We start from the raw sequence: 18,608 nt of genomic DNA, 5'->3' as shown, positions 1-18,608 counted from the left end.
CGGCCCTCACACGCGACACGGCCGCCTCCCCGCGGGTGCGGGAAGGCGGCCGTGTGCGGTGAGCGAGAGGTGTCAGCCCTTGCGCTTGGCGACCTCGTCGGTCAGCTGCGGGGCGACGTCGAACAGGTCACCCACGACACCGAAGTCGGCGATCTCGAAGATCGGCGCCTCGGCGTCCTTGTTGACCGCGACGATCGTCTTCGACGTCTGCATGCCGGCGCGGTGCTGGATGGCACCGGAGATGCCGAGCGCGACGTACAGCTGCGGCGAGACCGTCTTACCGGTCTGGCCGACCTGGAACTGCGCCGGGTAGTAGCCGGAGTCGACGGCGGCACGCGAGGCACCGACGGCGGCACCGAGCGAGTCGGCCAGCTTCTCGACGACGTCGAACTTCTCCGCCGAGCCGACGCCGCGACCGCCGGAGACGACGATCGACGCCTCCGTCAGCTCGGGCCGGTCGCCGCCGACGACCGGCTCGACACCGGTCACCTTGGCGGACTTGGCCGGGTCGACGGCAGGCAGCGCCACCGTCTCCTCGGCGGCGGCACCGTCGGCCTGCTCGGCCTCGACGGCACCCGGGCGCACGGACACGACCGGCGTGCCCTTGGCGGCCTTCGACTTGACCGAGAAGGCACCACCGAAGATGGACTGGTCGACCGAGCCGTCGGCGTTGACGCCTACCGCGTCGACGAGCACGGCGCCGCCGAGGCGGATCGCGAGCCGGCCCGAGACCTCCTTGCCGTCGGCCGTCGCGGACACCAGCACGGCGGCGGGCGAGGCCTGCTCCGCGACGGTGGCGAGCGCGTCGACCTTCGGCGTCACCAGGTAGCCGGTGGCGTCGTCGGACTCCGCGGCGTACACCTTCGCGGCGCCGTAGGAGGCCAGCGCGTCCTTCACCTTGCCTGCGGTGCCGGGGGTGCCGACGACGACCGCCGACGCCTCGCCCAGCGCGCGAGCGGCGGTGAGCAGCTCGAACGTGGACTTCTTGACCTCACCGTCGACGTGGTCGACGAGCACGAGTACTTCAGCCATGGTTCGTCTCCTTGAGTGGGATGAGGTCTGTCTCAGATGAGCTTCTGGCCGACCAGGTACTCGGCGGCCTTCGTGCCGCCGTCACCGTCGTCGTCGACCCGCTCACCCGCGGCGCGCGGCGGCTTCGGTGCGGCCTCGAGCACCGTCGCGTAGGCGCCCGACAGGCCCAGCTCACCCGCGTCGACGCCGAGGTCGGCGACCGTGACGGTCTCCACGGGCTTCTTCTTGGCGGCCATGATGCCCTTGAAGGACGGATACCGCGGCTCGTTGATCTTCTCGGTGACGCTCACGACGGCGGGCAGGCTCGCCTCGAGGTGGGTCACACCGTCCTCGGTCTCCCGGTCGACCTTGAGGGTCGTGCCGTCGAGGGACAGTTCGCGGGCGTGGGTCAGCTGCGGCACGCCGAGGATCTCGGCGAGCATCGCCGGGATCGCACCGCCGCGGCCGTCGGAGGCCTCGTTGCCGGCGATGACGAGGTCGTAGCCGTCGACCTTGCCCAGTGCACCGGCGATGACCTTCGCGGTGGCGACCATGTCCGAACCCTGCAGGGCCTCGTCGGAGACGTGGACGGCCTTGTCGGCGCCCATGGACAGGGCCTTGCGGATGGCGTCGGTGGCGCGGTCGGGACCGACGCAGAGCACGGTCACCTCGCCCTCACCGGCTTCCTTGATCTTGAGCGCCTCCTCGACGGCGCGCTCGTTGATCTCGTCGATCACGGCGTCGGCGGACTCGCGGTCGAGGGTGTGGTCACTCTCGTTGAGCTTGCGCTCCGAGTACGTGTCCGGCACCTGCTTGACCAGTACAACGATGTTGGTCATGGAACTCCTTAGGCGCAATGCAGGGCGTTACTGGGCGGTAGATTAGGCGCAAAACCACTGGATACGCGCGCCGAGGTGACCACGTTCACCCGGAATCGCGTTTTAGTGGGACGATCGTTCAGATAACTGGCCGATCCGCTTGTCATTACACCACGTACACGTCACGTGTGCGCATGTTGCATGACACTCCCCCTAATGGGTGCAAACTTTGGACGACCTCGGGGTAACGTCAGTCGCGTGCCTGTCGCAGTGATCACCGATTCCACGGCCAGCCTGCCGGAACGGACCGCCAAGCAATGGGACATCTCCGTCGTGCCGGTCCAGGTCGTCGTCGGCGACCGCGTCGACGACGAGAACCGCTACGACCGCGACGAACTCCTGCGCAGGCTGCGCAACCACGAACCGGTCAGCACACAACCCCCGGACCCCGGCGCGTTCTTCTGGACGTTCCAGGACGCCGTCAGCGCGGGAGCCACCGCGATCGTCTGCCTGCACATCTCCACCAAGCTCTCCGCCACGGCGGACGCGGCCCGCGAGGCTGCCCAGCAGGTCGGCGTTCCCGTGTACGTCCTCGACAGCGGCACCACGAACATGAGCCTCGGCTTCGCCGCCGTATCGGCCGCGCGGGCGGCGGCCGCCGGCGCGCCGGTCGAGCGGGTCATGAGCGCGGCGGACGCCCGCATCCGCAGCAGCACCGAGCTCATCTACGTCGACACGCTCGACTACCTGCGCAGGGGCGGCCGCATCGGCGGCGCGGCCGCCGTGATCGGCTCCGCGCTGTCGATCCGGCCGATCCTGACCCTCAGCGGCGGCGAAGTGGCACCCCTGGCGCGCGTCCCGGGGACCAAACGCGCCATCGCCAAACTCGTCGACCTGGCCGTGCAGCACGCGGGCGACGCCACCGTCGACGTGGCCGTGTCCTCGGCGGAGGTCGGCGACCGGGAGCAGCGCGTCGCCGGCGAACTCCGCAGGCGCCTGGCCTCCCTCGGCGATCTCACGCTCGTACAGGGCAGCACCGTCATCGGCGCACACGTCGGCCCGAGGGCACTCGGGATCACCGTGTCCCCCGCCCGGTGACCCGGCACGTCCGGTGAGCGTGCGGCACCGCCGCACCCCGTGCTCCGGCGCCGCACCCCGAACGGCACGTGTACCGCCGATCATGCCCGGCGTTCGCGTTCTCGCCGCTACCCTGGACACGACCGGCACCGGCGGGGTGCCACGCCCCGCCGCCGGACCCGACGACCGGCCGGACGGCCGACGGAAAGGACCACGCATGGCATCGCTGTTCCACAAGGTGGCCCGGTTCGCGAAGAGCCCCGCGGGCAGGCGCGCGATCTCCGAGGCGAAGCGGATGGCCCGCGACCCCCACAAGCGCCAGCAGGCCAAGGACGCATTCGACAAGATCCGCAAGGGCTCGGGCGGTTCGCGCGGCAGCGGCCGGCCACCCTCGTCCCACTGACCCACCGGGCACTGGGCGGCATCATCACGTCCGGCCGGGGCGTCCGCGTCCCGGCCGGGCACCCACTCTCGTTACCGGCAGGTAGGGCGGCGCGGCACGGCGGCTAGTCTCTCGGCGTGGACACGACGACGCGCGCCGCAGCCTTGCACCTCACCGGTGAGCGCACCGTGCCGGGTGTGCCGGAGGAGAACTACTGGTATCGCAGGCACGAAGCCGCCTATCACGCGTTCCTGCCGTACTGCTCCGGCGCCGTCGTCCTCGAGGCGGGCTGCGGCGAGGGATACGGCGCGGGCCTGATCGCCGATCACGCGGCGCAGGTCGTCGCACTCGACTACGATCACGCCGCGATCGGGCACGTCGCCCGCAGTTACCCTGCGGCGCCGGCCGTGCAGGGCAACCTCGCGACGCTGCCGGTGGCAGACGCCCGGCTCGACGTCGTCGCCAACCTCCAGGTGCTCGAGCACCTCTGGGACCAGTACGGATTCCTCGCCGAGTGCCGCCGCGTCCTCCGGCCGGGGGGACGACTGCTGCTGACCACCCCGAACCGGCTCACCTTCACCCCCGACAGCGACACACCGCTGAACCCGTACCACACCCGGGAACTCTCACCATCCGAATTGGACGAGATGATCCGCGAAGCCGGGTTCACGGTCGAGTGGCTCGCCGGGCTGCACCACGGTGCGGGCGTACGCGCACTCGACGAACGCTACGGCGGATCCATCATCGACGCCCAACTCGACGTCGTCATGGGCTCACTGCCAGGGCAGGCGCAATGGCCCGAAGCACTCCTCACCGACGTCGCCGCCATCCGCGCCGAGGACTTCGACGTCCACGGCCACGACCTCGACGCGAGCCTCGATCTCGTGGCCGTGGCGGTACGGCCGTGACCCGCGCGGAATCCGACGGCGGTGCCGAGGGCACGTTCTGCCTCGTGCTGCACAGCCACCTGCCGTGGCTGCCGCACCACGGCACCTGGCCGGTCGGCGAGGAATGGCTCTACCAGGCGTGGGCCCACTCGTACCTGCCGGTGATGGATCTGCTGCGGCGGTTCGCCGACGAGGGCAAGCGCGACGTGCTGACCCTCGGCGTGACGCCGGTGCTGGCGGCGCAGCTCGACGATCCGTACGCCCTGCGCGCGATGCACGACTGGCTCGGCACGTGGCGGCTGCGCGCCGAGCACGCCGCGAGCCTGTGGCGCGGCGACCGGTTGCTGTCCGACCTCGCGGCCGGTGAGCACCGCGCCGCCACCCGCGCCCTCGGCGAACTCGAAACCACGTGGCGGCACGGTTTCTCCCCCGTCCTACGGTCACTTGTGGACAGTGACGTGGTCGAACTCCTGGGCGGCCCGCTGGCACACCCGTTCCAGCCACTGCTCGACGACCGGGTCCGCGGGTTCGCGCTGTCGGAAGGGCTCGCGGACACGGCGTTGCGGCTCGGCACCCGGCCCCAGGGAATCTGGGCTCCGGAGTGCGGTTACGCACCGGGCATGGCCGACGCGTACGCGGCGGCGGGGGTGCAGCGGTTTCTCGTCGACGGCCCCGCGCTGCACGGTGACACGGCGGCGGCGCGCACGGTCGGCGAGTCCGACGTGGTCTGTTTCGGCCGCGACCTCGACGTCACCTATCGGGTCTGGTCCCCGAAAGCCGGCTATCCCGGACACGCGGCGTACCGCGACTTCCACACGTGGGCACACGAGGTGGGCATCAAACCGTCCCGCGTCACCGGCAAGACGGTGCCGCCGCAGGACAAAGCGCCGTACGACCCGGCCCGCGCCGCCGGCACCGTGCAGACGCACGTCAAGGATTTCGTCGACACCGTCGTGACCCGGCTGCGGTCGCTGCGCGCACGCGACGGCCGCGAGGCGCTCGTGGTGGCCGCCTACGACACCGAGCTGTTCGGGCACTGGTGGCACGAGGGACCGCAGTGGTTGGAAGGTGTCCTGCGCGCACTTCCGGAAGCCGGGGTGCGGGTGACGACGCTGCGCGGCGCCGTCGACGCCGGGCACGTCGGCGCGCCCGTGGAGCTGCCGGCATCCTCGTGGGGGTCGGGCAAGGACTGGCGCGTGTGGGACGGCGAACAGGTGGCCGACATGGTCGACGCGAACACCCGGCTGCAGCAGCGGCTGCTGGCGCTCGACGTGCCGCGCGACCATCGTGACCCGGTCGCCGATCAAGCCGTGCGCGAGGCGTTGCTCGCCCTGTCCAGCGACTGGGCCTTCATGGTCACCAAGGACTCGGCCGCCGATTACGCACGCAGGCGGGCCCGTGAGCACACCGCCCACTTCGACGAGCTGGCGGCCCTGCACCGCGCCGGCGACCCGTACGGCAGGCGGCTCGCCGCCGAGCGGCGGCGGTCGAGTCCGTTCGGCCGGCTCGACGCCCGCTCGCTCTGACGGCGCGGCTCACCCGCGGACCGGTCGGGTCCCGGCCTAGGCCTCCTCATCACCCGCCGTGGGACCGGAGTGCCCCTCGCCCGTGCCCGGCTCGCCGGCCCGCGTCCCAGGGGTGCCCGGCTCGCAGGCGCCTTCGGCGAGCACGGCACGGTTGGCCCCTGCCGCCGCGTCGAGGTCGACCTTGTGCACCCGCCGGTCGTAGGTCAGCAAGCCGTTGACCTCGTTCTCGACGTCCGTGGTCTGCGTGTAGATCGCCGCGGACAGCCCCACGTCGCGCACCACGGTGCGCAACTCGCGAGCCACCTCGACGTAGCGGCGCGTCAGCTCCGCTGCGGAACCGGTCAGCTCGTAGGCCACGGGTTCACCCGGCCACAGGTGCCCCTCGACCGCCAGGCCCAGCCCGCCGTACTCGCCGTCCGCCGTGGCCCGATGGTCGGTCGCGAGCGGCCTGCCCGGGCCGACGTACGTGTGGTCGTCGTAGACGTGCCCTGCGCCGGAGTCGGGATGCGAGTGGCAGCAGTTGACGCCGCTGTCGGCGACGACGAGCCGGTCCGGGTCGGCCGCCGTCAGCTGCTCGGTGATCCGCGCGGTGTCGTACTCACCCCAACCCTCGTTGAACGGTGTCCACACCACGAGCGACGTCACGGAACGCAGCGTCGCGACAATGCCGGTCAGCTCGTCCTCGAACCGGGCGCACGCCCGGTCCACGGGGCGGGCCTGCGGGCCGGGCGGGTTGTCGAGCACGATCGGCAGCGACGGGATGTCCTGCCAGACCAGCAGTCCCAGCCGGTCCGCCCAGTAGTACCAGCGGGCGGGCTCGACCTTGACGTGTTTGCGGACCGTGTTGAAGCCGTAGGCTTTCGTCTGCTCCAGATCGTGCCGGAGCGCCTCGTCGGTGGGGGCGGTGTAGACGCCGTCCGGCCAGTAGCCCTGGTCGAGCGGGCCGTACAGGAACGTGATCCGCCCGTTGACGGCGATCCGGGGGCGGCCCTCGGCGTCGCGGACCAGGCCGACGGTGCGCAGGCCGACGTGGCTGTGGACCTCGTCGAGCAACGCGCCCGCCACGGTGCGCAGCCGGACGGTGAGGTCGTACAGGTGCGGATCGTCCGGGCTCCACGGTCGCGGCGAGGGCACCTCCACCCGCACCGGACGGTCCGGCGCGCCCGTCACCGTCACCCCGCCGGCCTCCACCTCGACGACGGCGCCGGCCTCTTCGGCTCCGGACACGGCCGCCGTGACCGCGAATCCGGTGAGATCGGAGGTCACATCGAGCCGGTCGACGCGGGTGTGCGGCACGGCCTCGAGCCACACGGTCTGCCAGATGCCGGACGCGCCCGTGTAGAGGATCCCGCTGGGCCGGTTGGCCTGTTTGCCGACCGGGAAGGTGCCGCTGTTGCCCGTGTCCTCGGCACGCACGACGATCTCCTGCTGCCCGCTCCCCCGGCCGTCTCGGACACCGCCTGCCGGCTCGTCGGCCCGCAACACGTCGGTGATGTCGACGCTGAACGGGGTGTACCCACCCTCGTGGTGTGCGACGAGCTGGTGGTTGAGCCACACCGTGGCGATCTGGTCGACCGCCCCGAAATGCAGCAGGGTCCGGCCTTTGCGCCAGTCCGCGGGCACGTCGAAGGTGCGCCGGTACCACATTCGCTCCACCCGGCGGCCGATGCCGGAGAGAGCGGCCTCGGGCGGGAACGGGACGACGATCTCCTCCCGCGCGTACGGCGTCCCGTCGGGGCGCGCGGCGGTGAACTCCCACCGGCCGTTGAGGACCTGCCACCGGTCGCCGCGCGTGAGCTGCGGGCGCGGATGTTCCGGGAGCGGGTGGTCGGGGTCGACGTCGGCGGTCCACGGCGTCGTCAACGGTGCGACCGGCTGCCCGTCGGGTCCGATCGCCGCCGTGCGCGCGGGGTCGAGGACGGGCGCGGCGGACGCCCCTGTCGTCTCCGGCGCCACCGGCCCGGCGGGTGCCGTCGGTGCCGATGCGGCTGCCAGTGCGTGCGCGTCGGCGCCGGCATTCGACACCGTGGCGGGATTGGTGACGGGATTCGGGACCGGGTGCGGCTCGGGATGCGGTGTGATGTCGGCGTTCATCACCGTCGATGGTTCCAGAAACCGTGGTGTCGAACGTCCGTCACGGCGCCGCACAACGGCCGCACAACGGAAGTCCCGCACGGTCCTGGTGGACACGTGCGGGACTCCGCACCCCGAGCCGCCGCACGAACGACCCGGACCGCCATGGTCCTCCTCGCCCTGCGGCCGCGCGTCCCGCCCATCGGGTGAACGTGCGGCGGCGCTCCCGGCGGGACGCCCGGTGTCGACACCCATGGGCGGCCGGACTCTGCCGGTGACGGAACGATGACTCGACGACGTGAACACGCGCGCGGCGGCCTTCGGCGTGCACCCGGCGCACTGCCTACTCCGCCGGGTGTAGCTGGCCGGTGTCGATACCGATGAGTAACCTCCAACCATGCGCGTGTTGATGCTCTCGTGGGAGTACCCGCCGGTCGTGGTCGGCGGGCTCGCCCGGCACGTCCACGCCCTGGCCCGTCACCTCGTCGCCGACGGCCACGAGGTGACGGTGCTGTGCCGGCATGTCGCGGGAACCGATGCCGAGACGCACCCGACGTCCGACGAGGTCGCCGAGGGCGTGCGGATCGTCCGCGTGGCCGAGGACCCGCTGCATGTGACGTTCGAACGGGATCTGGTGGCCTGGACGTTGTCGATGGGTCACGCGATGATCCGCGCCGGTGCACGGCTGGTGCGCGACTGGCCGCCCGACGTGGTGCACGCGCACGACTGGCTGGTCACCAACCCCGCCGTCGCACTCGCCGACACGGCAGGCGTCCCGTTGGTCGGGACGATCCACGCGACCGAGGCAGGCAGGCACTCGGGGTGGCTGTCGCACCCGCTGAACCAACAGGTGCACTCGGCGGAGTGGTGGTTGGCCAATCGGTCCGACGCGCTCATCACGTGTTCGCATGCGATGCGCCGCGAAGTGGCGCAGCTGTTCGACCTCGACCAGGAGGCGATCAGCGTGATCCACAACGGTATCGAGGAACGCGGCTGGCAGGTTCCCGCCGACGAGATCACCATTGCGCGCGAGCGCCACAGCCCGGCAGGCGCTCCCCTGCTGCTGTACTTCGGCAGGCTGGAATGGGAGAAGGGCGTGCAGGACCTGCTGGCCGCGCTCCCCGGGGTGCGCGACCGGCATCCGGGCACACGGCTGGTCGTGGCGGGGGTCGGCAGGCATCACGACGAGCTCGTCGAGCAGGCAGGCACTCTCGGCTTGTCGGACGCGGTCGACTTCGTCGGTCACCTTCCCGACCTACGCCTGCGGGCGGTGCTCGCGGCCGCCGACGCCGTGGTGCTGCCCAGCCGGTACGAACCGTTCGGCATCGTCGCGCTCGAGGCCGCAGCGGCGCGGCGTCCCCTCGTGGCCTCGACGGCGGGCGGCCTCGGTGAGGTCGTGATCGACGGCGAGACCGGCCTCGCGTTCGATCCCGGGGACGTGGCCGCCATCTCGGGCGCCGTGGACATCGTGCTCGCCGACTCGGGCGCGGCGGAACGCCGCGCGCACGCCGCCCAGTCCCGGCTCTCGGCCGACTTCGACTGGGCTCGGATCGCCGCCAGCACCGCCGAGGTGTACCGGCGCGCCCGGCCCGGCGGCCCGCAGGACCTCGCCCGTCCGAAGATCCCCACCGGCAACGTTTTCGACAGGCACCACGACGACGTCCACGCGTAGCGGCGGACCGCCCCTCCGGGCTGTGCCGTTCCGGATCGGGCCGGGCGGGTGGGGAACGCCGGGCGGACGTTCCCCACCCCCGCCTCATGCCCGGACCGAGGTCAGCTGCGCCGCGATGTCGTCGGCGTAGGTGCCGACCCGCGCGTACACGCCCGGATTGTCCGGACGGGCGCAGCCGTTGCCCCACGACACGACACCGGCCAGCCTCCCGTCGACGACCAGCGGGCCACCCGAGTCACCCTGGCAGGCGTCGACGCCGCCCTCCGGGAACCCGGCGCAGACCATGCCTTCGGGGTCGTACTCGGAGCCGTACGCCGCGGCACAGTCCTCGTCCGAGGTCACCGGCACGGTTCCCTGGAGCAGCGTGTCCGACGAGGAACCGCCTTCGGACGTGGTGCCCCAGCCCGCGACCGTCGCGTCGGTGCCCGGCGCGTAACTCGGGGCGTCGGTGGCCGAGGCCAGTTCGATCGGTTCGGCGCCCGTCACCGGGGACGAGAGGGTCAACACGGCGACGTCGGCTCCACTGGTGACGCTGGTGTAGTCCGGATGCACCCAGATGTCGCTGACCGGGGTCTCGCTGCCCTCGTTCGTGGTCAGGTCCGTGCGGCCGGTGACGGCCACGACGTCGGCCGGGTCCTGGCCCTCGGCGCAGTGCGCTGCCGTGAGGACCTTGTCCTCGGCAATGAGCGAACCGCCGCAGAACTGGAAGCCCGAGGCGTCGGTGAGCGCGACGGCGTAGGGGAAGTCGGCGATGTCGGCAGGCGACCCTCCGACGACGTTGGGCGTGACGCCGGTGGACTCGGCCGCGTGAGCGACCGTGAACGAGCCGCAGGCGACCGCCAGCGCCGCCACACTCACACCCGCGGCGCGGGCGAAGGTGCGTGCGTTTCGAACCATGGGGAGCTACCTCCAATGTGGGAAAGTCACTGACCGCCCACCCATGGCAGCGCACCGCACCCGCGCCCGACAAGCGACGGAAGTACTGGCAAAAACCGGGTCTTGCCTCGCGGCGTGATCTGTGTTCTTCCTGGTCAGACGCTGGAGAACCGCAGGTCCGCACCACCTGCGGCCGTCGGACCCGCCCCGAGGGCGCCACTCCCGCGCCTTGTCAGATCGTCACGAACGGTCCACTCGTGCAGCCCGGCATCCTGCGAAAGGTCCGTTCGCGTCACCCGGCCCCTCGGCGAGAACCGGGCTCGCGACAGGCACAGCTCACGACCGGTAGATCGCCTCGTAAGCCTCCCGGTTGGCGGCATCGGCCGCGTTGGCACGCTCGCGCCGAATCGCACGGGCCTGGCCGTAGGCGAAGCCGTGCTTGGCGACACGCAGTTCGACGCTCTCGTCACCGTAGGCCTGGGAGTAGAACACCCCCACCACCATCGCCATCAGCGACAGCGACAGCCGCAGGCCCAGCGGACCGGGCAACAGCAACCACACCGATGCGAGCGGTATCAGGTAGACGAGGTTGCGTGCGGCGAGCCGCCAGCGCCACGCCCGGCTCGTCGCGTCCTTCAGCACCCACGGGGCCAGCTCGTCCGGGAGTCGCCCGCCCACCGAGTACCGGAGCCAGTGGATCGGACCGGGCCGCACCTTCCCCTCGCTGCCCTGGTCCTCGCTGCCCTGGTCCTCGCTGCCCTGGTCCTCGCTGCCCTGGTCCTCGCCGCCCTGGTCCTCGCCGCCCTGGTCCTCGCCGCCCTGGTCCTCGCAAGCCCTGTCCTCGCTCGCGTTCTCCTCGTTCGCTGTCACGCGAGCCAGGCTAGCCCCCGCGCCAAGCGGCGGAGCCGCAGCCGGAGTGGCGTCCCGTGGCCGATGCACTGCCGAATGCGGGTGGCGGCGCCTCACCGCAGCGGTGGGCCGCCGTGCGACGCCGGTCCGGCAGGCGCGTTCGCACGCCGCACCGCGCCGCCCAGCTTGCCGATGCCGTAGAGCAGGTAGCCGACGGCGACGACCGAGACCAGCAGCATCGCGATCATGCCGGCGAACGCGTCGTCACCGGGATCGAGGAACCCGTACATGCTCAGGTCCGCGGCGAGATAGTAGACGAGATAGGCCAGCGGGAACGCGATCCACGTCAGCGGATGCCACCACCGCGTGGCGGCCTGACTCCTGCCGACGACGCACCAGTCCACGAGCACCAGCAGCGGGGTCACGATGTGCTCGAACGGAAGGTAGCCCGGGTCTCCTCCCATGAGCCCGAAGAACGCGCCCGCGACGAGCAACAACAGCACGGTGGTGGCACCGCGCAGCCACGCACTCTGCGGCTCGTGCCGTCTGCCGCCGGTGAACAGTGGATACGCGAGCAGTCCGAGGTAGACGATGCCCGCGAGCAGGCTGGCCAGCTGGCTCAGCGCCTCGAAGTTCTCGCTCCAGCCGGTCGCATTGCCGACGCCGTACAGGGCACACCCGGCCACGAGGAGCCGCCACACGCTGACCCCGGCCAGCACGCCGGGGTGCACGCGCCGGGGTTGCGGCGCGCCGTACGGGCGGTGCGGCCACGGCGCCGGACCGGACGGCGGGTACGGGGCGGACGAGGAGGGGTGGGGCGGCTGTCCCGGCGGAATCCCATACCCCGGCGACTGCGGAGGTGCCCCTGACGGCGGGCCCTGCATCTGCGGGCCCTGCATCTGCGGGCCCTGCGCCTGCGGGGACGGCGGCCCCGGCGGGTGCGGCCCTGGTGCCCCCGGCGGAGCGGACCACTGCGGCGGCTGCCCGTGAGCCGGCTGCTGTCCGTACGGCGTCGAACCCGGTGGGGGCTGCTGTCGCGGGTCGCCGTACGGCTGCTGTGGCTGCGGGCCGCGTGCAGGCCCCTGAGGTGTCCGCCCTGCCATGCGCGTCATCCTGACAGAGACGCACCGGTTGCCGTGACCCGTCCGGGTGAAACCGCCGTGCACGCGAACGGGCACCGTCTGCCGCCATGGCGGGTGCGGCAGACGGTGCCCGGGATCGCGCTGCTCAGACCGTGGCGTTGGTCAGGTAGCGCGCGTACGCACCCGTGGTGACGAAGCCCGGCAGCTTCTCCCCGAGCGCGGTCTCGACGAAGAGCTCGCGCGCGTCGGACAGCCGGGTCTCATCCCCAAGATCGGCACGCACCGCGGCGAGTTCCTCGTCGAGCCATTCGGTGACCAGCTCACGGGTGACGACGGTGCCGTCGGTGAGCTTGGTGTCGTGGCGGATCCACTGCCACACCTGGCAGCGCGCGATCTCCGCCGTGGCTGCGTCCTCCATCAGCCCGTGGATGGCGGCAGCGCCGGTGCCGCGCAGCCACGCGTCGAGGTACCGGAGCGTGACGTTGATGTTGCCGCGCACGCCCTCCTCGGTCACCTCGCCGCCCGCGCTGGCGACATCCAGCAGGTCGGCCGCGGTGACGGCGACGTCGTCCCGCAGCACGGCGAGCTGGTTCGGCTCGTCGCCGAGGACGGCGTCGAACGCCTCGCGGCACGTCCCGACCAGGCCGGGGTGGGCGACCCACGAACCGTCGAACCCGTCGGCGGCCTCCCGCTGCTTGTCCTGGCGGACCTTCTCCAGCGCGACGGCGTTGGCCTCGGGGTCCTTGCTCGGCACGAACGCCGCCATACCGCCGATCGCGTGCGCCCCGCGCCGGTGGCAGGTCTGCACCAGCCGCTCGGTGTAGGCGCGCATGAACGGGACGGTCATCGTGACGTCCGCGCGGTCGGGCAGGACGAAGTCCGCACCGGCGTCGCCGAACGTCTTGATCATCGAGAAGATGTAGTCCCAACGGCCCGCGTTGAGACCTGCGGCGTGCTCGCGCAGTTCGTAGAGGATCTCGTCCATCTCGAACGCCGCGGTGATCGTCTCGATCAGCACGGTCGCGCGGATGGTGCCCTGGGGCAGCCCGATCTCCCGCTGGGCCGTGCGGAACACGTCGTTCCACAGCCGCGCCTCGTGGTGGCTCTCGAGCTTCGGCAGGTAGAAGTACGGGCCGAGCCCCTTCGCGACGAGCCGCTTGGCGTTGTGGAAGAAGTACAGGCCGAAGTCGAACAGGCTCGCCGACACCGGGCGGCCGTCGATGCGGACGTGCTTCTCCACGAGGTGCCAGCCACGCGGCCGGACGACGGGCGTGGCCGGGTCCTCGCCGATCGTGTAGCGCTTGCCGCCCGATTCGAAGTCGATGTCCCTGCGGATCGCGTCGTAGAGGTTCAGCTGGCCGCCGACCACGTTCTCCCAGGTGGGCGACGTGGCGTCCTCGAAGTCGGCCAGCCACACCTTCGCGCCCGAGTTGAGTGCGTTGACGGTCATCCTGCGGTCGACCGGGCCGGTGATCTCCACCCGGCGGTCCTCCAGCCCCGGGGCCGGGGCCGCCACCTGCCAGGAGGCGTCCTCACGGACAGCGGCGGTCTCGGGCAGGAAGTCGAGCTGCTCCTCACCTGCGGCGATCCGCTCGCGGCGGTGGCGCCGCACGTCGAGCAGTTCGCGGCGGCGCTCGGCGAAGGCGTTGTCCAGCTTGGCCACGAACGCGAGCGCGGCGGGGGTGAGGATCTCGTCGTACCGGCCGGCGAACTCACCGGTGACGGTCAGCCTGTGGTCGAACCTGTCAGCCATGATCGGACCCCTCTCGGGCGGGCACTCCGGCGGAGATCGCTGCGGAGTGGGTTGGAGAAGCGGGTGGGCCGGCCCGGTGGATGTGACCGGCCCACCCGCTATGGGGTGTCACGGGGGAGCGCTACGCAACGGCCGTGACACGCTGTTTTCTCAGAACTGCGCTTCCTCGGTGGAACCGGTCAGCGCCGTGGTGGAGCTCTCCGGGTTCAGCGCGGTGGACACCAGGTCGAACCAGCCGGTGCCGACCTCACGCTGGTGCTTCGTGGCGGTGTAGCCACGCTCCTCCGAGGCGAACTCGCGCTCCTGCAGGTCGACGTAGGCCGTCATGCCCTCGCGGGCGTAGCCGTGAGCCAGGTCGAACATCGAGTAGTTCAGCGCGTGGAAGCCGGCCAGCGTGATGAACTGGAACTTGAAGCCCATGGCGCCGAGCTCGCGCTGGAAGCGCGCGATCGTGTCGGCGTCGAGGTGCTTGCTCCAGTTGAACGACGGCGAGCAGTTGTAGGCGAGCATCTGGTCCGGGTACTCGGACTTGACCGCCTCGGCGAACTTGCGGGCCACCTCGAGGTCCGGCGTGCCGGTCTCCATCCAGATGAGGTCGGAGTACGGCGCGTAGGCCTTGGCACGCTCGATGCAGGGCTCGATGCCGTTGCGCACCTTGTAGAAGCCCTCGGATGTGCGCTCGCCGGTCAGGAACTGCTGGTCGCGCTCGTCGACGTCGCTGGTCATCAGCGTCGCGGCCTCGGCGTCCGTGCGGGCGATGATGAGCGACGGGACGTCCATCACGTCCGAGGCCAGCCGAGCGGCGTTCAGCGTCCGCTCGTGCTGCTTCGTCGGGATGAGGACCTTGCCGCCCAGGTGGCCGCACTTCTTCTCGGAGGCCAGCTGGTCCTCCCAGTGCACACCCGCCGCACCGGCGTTGATCATGCCCTTCATCAGCTCGAACGCGTTGAGCGGGCCACCGAAGCCGGCCTCGGCGTCGGCGACGATCGGGGCGTACCAGTCGATGTCGGTGTTGCCCTCGGACCAGGCGATCTGGTCGGCGCGGCCCAGCGCGTTGTTGATGCGGCGCACGACGGCCGGCACCGAGTTGGCCGGGTACAGGCTCTGGTCGGGGTAGGTCTGGCCGGACAGGTTGGCGTCGGCCGCGACCTGCCAACCGGACAGGTAGATCGCCTTGAGGCCGGCACGCACCTGCTGGACGGCCTGGTTACCGGTCAGCGCACCGAGGGCGTGCACGTAGTCCTCGGTGTGCAGCAGGTCCCACAGCTTCTCGGCACCACGGCGCGCGAGGGTGTTCTCCTCGACGACGCTGCCGCGCAGCTTGGCGACGTCCTCCGCGGTGTAGGCGCGCTCGACACCCTTCCAACGGGGGTCGTTGTCCCACTTCTTCTTCAGCTCCGCGGCCGTCTGCTCCAGGTTCTGTGCCATCGAACTCTCCACCTTTGCGAACTTTGCGATTGACTCGCTGTGTAGATCGACCATGACATGCGCTGCGAAAACTCGGCCACATCTCCAATTTGCAAATTTCTGCAAAATTTACGTAGGATGTTGCGAAGGTTGCGAACAGGGCATTCGCACGAACGGGAAAAGACAGCGACTGAACCGGTTACTTGACCGTTTCGGTCCGGAAGATCTACGGGACGTGATGCTGCGATGGACAAGACTTTCGCCGGGGGGAAGCTGCGCCATCTGAGGGAAAGTCGCTCGATGAGCCAGGCGGACATGGCCAGACTGCTCGACATCTCGCCCAGTTACCTCAACCAGATCGAGCACAACTCCCGTCCGCTGACCGTTCCGGTGCTGCTGCGGATCACCGAGGCGTTCGGGGTCGACACCGAGTTCTTCTCCAACACCGACACCGCACGACTGGTCGCGGACGTCAAGGAGGCCCTGCTCGACGAGGCGGTCGGCATCGAGGCCACGACCGGCGAACTCAACGAACTCGCCTCGAACCTGCCGAACGTGGCCTCCGCCCTGGTGAAGCTGCACCGCAGCTACCGCAACGCCGTGGAGACCACCGCCGCACTGGTGACCGAGAACGGCATGGGCCAGCACGGCAGCGCCGCCGCTCCCCTCCCCCACGAGGAAGTGCGCGACTTCTTCTACGAGCGGGAGAACTATGTGGGCGAGCTCGACGAGCGCGCCGAGCGGATGGCCTCCGACATGGGCCTGCGCAGGGGCGAGACGGTGCACCGGACGCTGCTGGACCGGCTCACCGAGTACTACGGCGTGCAGGTCACCAGCGACGGCATCGACGAGGCGGCCGGCCAGCAGCACCGCTACGAGCCGGACGCGAAGGTGCTGCGCCTGGCCCCGAGCCTGCGCATCGGCCAGCGGGCGTTCCGGATGGCCTCGCAGATCGCGCTGCTCGAGTACGACGACCTGATCACCGAGTTGGCCGACTCGTGGGCGTTCTCCGGTCCCGCCGCACGCTCGCTGGCGCGCGTGGGACTGGCCAACTACTTCGCGGGCGCACTGATCCTGCCCTACGGGCCGTTCCTGGCCATGGCCGAGAAATACCGCTACGACATCGAGCGGCTGTGCGACGAGTTCGGCGTGGGATTCGAGACGGTGTGCCACCGGCTGTCGACGTTGCAGCGGCCGAAGGCTCGCGGGGTGCCGTTCTCGTTCGTGCGCGTCGACCGGGCGGGCAACATGTCGAAGCGCCAGTCGGCGGCGGGGTTTCATTTCTCCCGTGTGGGCGGCGCGTGCCCGCTGTGGAACATCTACGAGGCGTTCACCTCACCGGGCAAGGTCATCACCCAGGTGGCGACGCTGCCGGACGGGAAGAGCTACTTCTGGATCGCCCGCACGATCTCGCGCAACGTCGGCGGCTACGCGAGCCCCGGCAAGACGTTCTCGGTCGGCCTCGGCTGCGAACTCCGGCACGCCAGGCGGCTGGTGTACTCGGCGGGGCTCGACCTCGATGACCGGACCGCGGCCACGCCGATCGGCATGGGCTGCAAGGTGTGCGAACGTCCCGCCTGCCCGCAGCGGGCGTTCCCCCACATCGGCAAGCAGCTCACGGTCGACGAGAACACCAGCACCTTCGTCCCCTACCCGGCGGTGCCGAAACCCGAGGAGTGACCGCCCGCCGGCGACGTCCCCGGAGCCGAGCCCGCGGACCGGCACCGACGAGCAGCGGCATCGCCGAGTAGCAGCTTGGCGCAGGGGCGGCTCACGCGGCGAAGGTTCGGCGGTAGGCGGTCGGGGTGAGGCCGGTGTGCTCGGCGAGCCGGTTGCGAAGGTTGGCGGCCGTGCCGAGGCCGCTCCGGTGCGCGACCTGGTCGACGGACAGGCCGGTCCGCTCGAGGAGCCTGCGAGCGTGCTCGACCCGGACCGTGGTCAACCATTGGATCGGGGTGCAGCCGAGTTCGGCGCGGAAGCGCCGGTGCAGGGTCGCCGGGCTGATGGCCGCACGTGCGGCGATGTCGGCGACCGAGATCGGCCCGGTCGCGTGGTGTTCGGCCCAGCGCAGGGCTGCGGCGAGGGGATTCTCGGCCTCCGTGGGGATGGGGCGTTCGATGAACTGCCGCTGCCCACCGGGGCGGTGTCCAGGGAATACGAGCCGGCGCGCGACCGCCGCCCCGATCTCCGCGCCGTGATCGCGGCGCACCACGTGCAGCGCCAGGTCCAGGGCGGCGGCGCTGCCCGCCGAGGTGAGGACGTCGCCGTCGTCGACGAAGAGGACCGCGTCGTCGACGCGCACCTGCGGGTACCGGGCGCGGAACTCGTCTGCCCACTGCCAGTGCACCGTGACACGGTGCTCGTCCAGTACGCCCGCTTCGGCGAGGGTGAACGCACCGGTGCACATCCCGATCATGCGGGCGCCACGCTCGTGTGCCCGCGCGATCGCGTGGAGCACGTCCGGGTGGTGTGGCGCGGCGGTGTCGGGCCGGTTCGGGACGATCACCGTGTCCGCGTGCTGCAGCGCCGCCAGGCTCGCGACTCCGGTCATGGCGAAGAAGCCCTGTCGCATCGGAACCGTCGGTTCGCGCGCACACAGCTGCACGTCGTAGAGCAGGCCGCCGATCTCGGGCCGGTCGATACCGAGGACCTCGGTCAGGCACGCCAGCTCGAACGGGTTGGATCCCACGTCGACCAACGCGACGACGGTCCGGCGCTGCGAGGAATATTGCGACATACGTCATTCCTTGCACTGTCGAGCGTGACGCGCAAGCCGCAGGATCCGAGACATGACGCATGCGACCGCGAACATCGACACCGTCCTGGCTTCCTTCCAGGAGCGATGGAGTCCCCGGATCCTCACCCGGGTCAACGACTACGACGTCCGCCTGGCGAAAGTGGAGGGCACGTTCGTGTGGCACTCCCACCCGGACACCGATGAGCTGTTCGTCGTCCTCGACGGCAGTCTCGACATCCACCTCCGGCAGTCCGGCACGGAAACCACCGTGCACCTCGGGCGACACGACGTCTTCGTCGTCCCGCGCGGTGTCGAACACTGTCCGGAGTCGCCGGAGGGCGCGGCGGTGATGCTGCTCGAACCGACCGGGACGCTCAGCACCGGTGATTACGACGGGGACATCCCCGACCACGTCACCTCGACGACCGGCCTGCCCACGTGAGCTCCGCGGTCCGGGC

16 protein-coding genes are annotated in these 18,608 nt (G+C 70.9%); 7 read left to right on the top strand and 9 right to left on the bottom strand.

What is annotated here, in order from left to right; genetic code table 11:
* Positions 1-72: 72 nt before the first annotated feature.
* Together LY12_RS04295 and LY12_RS04290 are read right to left on the bottom strand one after the other, a co-directional pair.
* Entirely contained in the window at positions 73-1,032 is a 960-nt protein-coding gene (locus LY12_RS04295; RefSeq protein WP_253853389.1) for an electron transfer flavoprotein subunit alpha/FixB family protein, read from the bottom strand.
* A 32-nt stretch (positions 1,033-1,064) separates the two neighbouring features.
* Positions 1,065-1,850 carry an electron transfer flavoprotein subunit beta/FixA family protein gene (locus LY12_RS04290; RefSeq protein ID WP_253853388.1) on the bottom strand — a complete coding sequence of 262 codons (786 nt, stop codon included), beginning with the start codon at positions 1,848-1,850 and terminating at the stop codon, positions 1,065-1,067.
* A gap of 195 nt (positions 1,851-2,045) precedes the next feature.
* On the opposite strand from LY12_RS04290, the gene LY12_RS04285 reads away from it, so the two are divergent.
* The 4 genes from LY12_RS04285 to LY12_RS04270 all read left to right on the top strand — a co-directional run bounded on the left by LY12_RS04285 (position 2,046) and on the right by LY12_RS04270 (position 5,701).
* A complete protein-coding gene (locus tag LY12_RS04285) occupies positions 2,046-2,927 on the top strand; it encodes a DegV family protein (protein ID WP_253853387.1) in 882 nt (293 codons plus the stop codon).
* A gap of 196 nt (positions 2,928-3,123) precedes the next feature.
* On the top strand, positions 3,124-3,309 hold the full coding sequence (locus tag LY12_RS04280; RefSeq protein WP_253853386.1) for a hypothetical protein: 186 nt from the start codon (positions 3,124-3,126) through the stop codon (positions 3,307-3,309).
* Between the two features lie 116 nt (positions 3,310-3,425).
* Positions 3,426-4,196, top strand: a complete 771-nt coding sequence (locus LY12_RS04275) for a class I SAM-dependent methyltransferase (RefSeq protein WP_253853385.1) — start codon at positions 3,426-3,428, stop codon at positions 4,194-4,196.
* A complete protein-coding gene (locus LY12_RS04270; protein WP_253853384.1) occupies positions 4,193-5,701 on the top strand; it encodes a 1,4-alpha-glucan branching protein domain-containing protein in 1,509 nt (502 codons plus the stop codon). Before LY12_RS04275 ends, LY12_RS04270 begins: the two co-directional genes overlap by 4 nt.
* Before the next feature lie 36 nt (positions 5,702-5,737).
* Here the strand turns inward: LY12_RS04270 and LY12_RS04265 are convergent, their stop codons facing one another.
* Entirely contained in the window at positions 5,738-7,795 is a 2,058-nt protein-coding gene (locus LY12_RS04265; RefSeq protein WP_253853383.1) for a glycoside hydrolase family 2 protein, read from the bottom strand.
* 376 nt (positions 7,796-8,171) lie between these two features.
* On the opposite strand from LY12_RS04265, the gene LY12_RS04260 reads away from it, so the two are divergent.
* A complete protein-coding gene (locus LY12_RS04260; RefSeq protein ID WP_253853381.1) occupies positions 8,172-9,446 on the top strand; it encodes a glycosyltransferase family 4 protein in 1,275 nt (424 codons plus the stop codon).
* 84 nt (positions 9,447-9,530) lie between these two features.
* On the opposite strand, the gene LY12_RS04255 is transcribed toward LY12_RS04260, so the two are convergent.
* The 5 genes from LY12_RS04255 to aceA all read right to left on the bottom strand — a co-directional run bounded on the left by LY12_RS04255 (position 9,531) and on the right by aceA (position 15,434).
* Positions 9,531-10,343: a S1 family peptidase gene (locus tag LY12_RS04255; protein ID WP_253853379.1), complete on the bottom strand. Its 813-nt coding sequence runs from the start codon at positions 10,341-10,343 to the stop codon at positions 9,531-9,533.
* A gap of 315 nt (positions 10,344-10,658) precedes the next feature.
* Entirely contained in the window at positions 10,659-11,192 is a 534-nt protein-coding gene (locus tag LY12_RS04250; protein WP_308292063.1) for a DUF5313 family protein, read from the bottom strand.
* 92 nt (positions 11,193-11,284) lie between these two features.
* Positions 11,285-11,902, bottom strand: coding sequence for a hypothetical protein (locus LY12_RS04245; protein ID WP_253854878.1), 618 nt, complete (start codon positions 11,900-11,902; stop codon positions 11,285-11,287).
* 496 nt (positions 11,903-12,398) lie between these two features.
* A complete protein-coding gene (aceB, locus tag LY12_RS04240; protein WP_253853378.1) occupies positions 12,399-14,006 on the bottom strand; it encodes a malate synthase A in 1,608 nt (535 codons plus the stop codon).
* A gap of 150 nt (positions 14,007-14,156) precedes the next feature.
* On the bottom strand, positions 14,157-15,434 hold the full coding sequence (aceA, locus tag LY12_RS04235; protein WP_253853377.1) for an isocitrate lyase: 1,278 nt from the start codon (positions 15,432-15,434) through the stop codon (positions 14,157-14,159).
* Between the two features lie 225 nt (positions 15,435-15,659).
* Here aceA and LY12_RS04230 point away from each other — a divergent pair, with 225 nt between their 5' ends.
* The gene (locus LY12_RS04230; RefSeq protein WP_253853376.1) at positions 15,660-17,093 is read left to right on the top strand and encodes a short-chain fatty acyl-CoA regulator family protein; all 1,434 of its coding nucleotides are present in this window, start codon (positions 15,660-15,662) and stop codon (positions 17,091-17,093) included.
* 91 nt (positions 17,094-17,184) lie between these two features.
* Here LY12_RS04230 and LY12_RS04225 read toward each other — a convergent pair whose 3' ends face one another.
* Positions 17,185-18,150 carry a GlxA family transcriptional regulator gene (locus tag LY12_RS04225; RefSeq protein WP_253853375.1) on the bottom strand — a complete coding sequence of 322 codons (966 nt, stop codon included), beginning with the start codon at positions 18,148-18,150 and terminating at the stop codon, positions 17,185-17,187.
* Between the two features lie 52 nt (positions 18,151-18,202).
* Here LY12_RS04225 and LY12_RS04220 point away from each other — a divergent pair, with 52 nt between their 5' ends.
* Positions 18,203-18,592, top strand: coding sequence for a cupin domain-containing protein (locus tag LY12_RS04220; protein WP_253853374.1), 390 nt, complete (start codon positions 18,203-18,205; stop codon positions 18,590-18,592).
* Positions 18,593-18,608: the final 16 nt, after the last annotated feature.

This window comes from Prauserella alba (assembly GCF_024171735.1).
Classification (GTDB): Bacteria; Actinomycetota; Actinomycetes; order Mycobacteriales; family Pseudonocardiaceae; genus Prauserella; species Prauserella alba.
Note: the sequence above shows the minus strand (reverse complement) of the source record. Positions and strands in the feature narration are given on the sequence as shown.